This window comes from Amycolatopsis sp. NPDC031561 (assembly GCF_055580625.1).
This window is the reverse complement of record NZ_JBVILA010000058.1, coordinates 1-2585: the sequence shown is the minus strand read 5'-3', so window position 1 is coordinate 2585 and position 2585 is coordinate 1. Positions and strand designations below refer to the sequence as shown.

The 2585-nt window shown below is 55.3% G+C and carries 1 rRNA gene (running past one end of the window); it reads left to right on the top strand.

The annotated features are described in order from the left end of the window. A 23S ribosomal RNA gene (locus ACZ5IK_RS45180) occupies nucleotides 1-2506 on the top strand (it extends 729 nt beyond the left edge of the window). The last annotated feature ends 79 nt before the right edge of the window (nucleotides 2507-2585 follow it).

Here is a 2585-nt window from a genome sequence, read left to right as displayed (position 1 = left end):
GCATCTTTGATGTTTACGGTGATGGCGTGCCTTTTGAAGAATGAGCCTGCGAGTTAGTGCTGCGTGGCGAGGTTAACCCGTGTGGGGTAGCCGTAGCGAAAGCGAGTCTGAATAGGGCGATGTAGTCGCGTGGTCTAGACCCGAAGCGGAGTGATCTACCCATGGCCAGGCTGAAGCGTCGGTAAGACGACGTGGAGGGCCGAACCCACTTAGGTTGAAAACTGAGGGGATGAGCTGTGGGTAGGGGTGAAAGGCCAATCAAACTCCGTGATAGCTGGTTCTCCCCGAAATGCATTTAGGTGCAGCGTCACATGTTTCACCACGGGGGTAGAGCTACTGGATGGTCTAGGGGCCTTACCGGGTTACCGAAATCAACCAAACTCCGAATACCGTGGTGTGAGAGTGTGGCAGTGAGACGGCGGGGGATAAGCTTCGTCGTCGAGAGGGAAACAGCCCAGAACACCAGCTAAGGCCCCCAAGTGTGTGCTCAGTGGGAAAGGATGTGGGATTGCCCAGACAACCAGGAGGTTGGCTTAGAAGCAGCCACCCTTGAAAGAGTGCGTAATAGCTCACTGGTCAAGTGGTCCTGCGCCGACAATGTAGCGGGGCTTAAGCACACCGCCGAAGCTGTGTCATTCACACATATAGATCGGCTTTCTCCTTGAGGGAATGTCTAGTCGTGTGGATGGGTAGGGGAGCGTCCTGCATCCAGGGAAGCGGCGGCGGAAGCCAGTCGTGGAGGGTGTGGGAGTGAGAATGCAGGCATGAGTAGCGAATGCAGAGTGAGAAACTCTGCCGCCGGATGACCAAGGGTTCCTGGGCCAGGCTAATCCGCCCAGGGTAAGTCGGGACCTAAGGCGAGGCCGACAGGCGTAGTCGATGGATAACGGGTTGATATTCCCGTACCCGAGCACGTGCGCCCAGGATGAGGCGGTTGATACTAACCACCCAAAGCCTCGTGTTGAAGCCTTCGGGTGAATACGCGAGTGTGGAGCGTGGGATCTGATTCCGTAGTAGTCGAGTGATGGGGTGACGCAGGAAGGTAGCTCCGCCAGTGAGTGGTAGTACTGGTGTAAGCGTGTAGGCCGAGTAGTAGGTAAATCCGCTACTCGTTAAGGCTGAGACGTGATGCGTAGCCGATTGAGGTGAAGTAGAGTGATCCTATGCTGCCGAGAAAAGCCTCTAGCGAGTGCGTGCACGGCCCGTACCCCAAACCAACACAGGTGGTCAGGTAGAGAATACTAAGGCGATCGGGTGAACTGTGGTTAAGGAACTCGGCAAAATGCCCCCGTAACTTCGGGAGAAGGGGGGCCAGTGTTCCTGAAGTCCCTTGCGGACTAGGGAATGGTGGCCGCAGAGACCAGCGGAAAGCGACTGTTTACTAAAAACACAGGTCCATGCGAAGTCGCAAGACGATGTATATGGACTGACGCCTGCCCGGTGCTGGAACGTTAAGAGGACCGGTTAACCTTTCGGGGTGAAGCTGAGAATTTAAGCGCCAGTAAACGGCGGTGGTAACTATAACCATCCTAAGGTAGCGAAATTCCTTGTCGGGTAAGTTCCGACCTGCACGAATGGCGTAACGACTTTCCGGCTGTCTCAACCACAGGCCCGGCGAAATTGCACTACGAGTAAAGATGCTCGTTACGCGCGGCAGGACGGAAAGACCCCGGGACCTTTACTATAGTTTGGTATTGGTTTTCGGTTCGGCTTGTGTAGGATAGGTGGGAGACTGTGAAGCTGGCACGCTAGTGTTGGTGGAGTCGTTGTTGAAATACCACTCTGGTCGGATTGGGAATCTGAACCTCGGACCATGATCTGGTTCAGGGACAGTGCCTGATGGGTAGTTTAACTGGGGCGGTTGCCTCCTAAAGAGTAACGGAGGCGCCCAAAGGTTCCCTCAGCCTGGTTGGCAATCAGGTGTTGAGTGCAAGTGCACAAGGGAGCTTGACTGTGAGACAGACATGTCGAGCAGGGACGAAAGTCGGGACTAGTGATCCGGCACCACCTGGTGGAAGGGGTGTCGCTCAACGGATAAAAGGTACCCCGGGGATAACAGGCTGATCTTGCCCAAGAGTCCATATCGACGGCATGGTTTGGCACCTCGATGTCGGCTCGTCGCATCCTGGGGCCGGAGTAGGTCCCAAGGGTTGGGCTGTTCGCCCATTAAAGCGGCACGCGAGCTGGGTTTAGAACGTCGTGAGACAGTTCGGTCCCTATCCGCCGCGCGCGTAGGATACTTGAGGAAGGCTGTCCCTAGTACGAGAGGACCGGGACGGACGAACCTCTGGTATGCCAGTTGTCACGCCAGTGGCATGGCTGGTTGGCCACGTTCGGAAGGGATAACCGCTGAAGGCATCTAAGCGGGAAGCCTGTTCCAAGATGAGGTATCCCACCCTTGATGGGTTAAGGCCCCCAACAGACCATTGGGTTGATAGGCCAGAAATGGAAGCACAGTAATGTGTTATCGAGTTGACTGGTACTAATAGGCCGAGGACTTGCCCACAAAGATGTTACGCATCCACTCTACAGCTCTGAAACACCACACAACCACCAGTCAATATCAGGTGGAAGTGGTTGTTTCA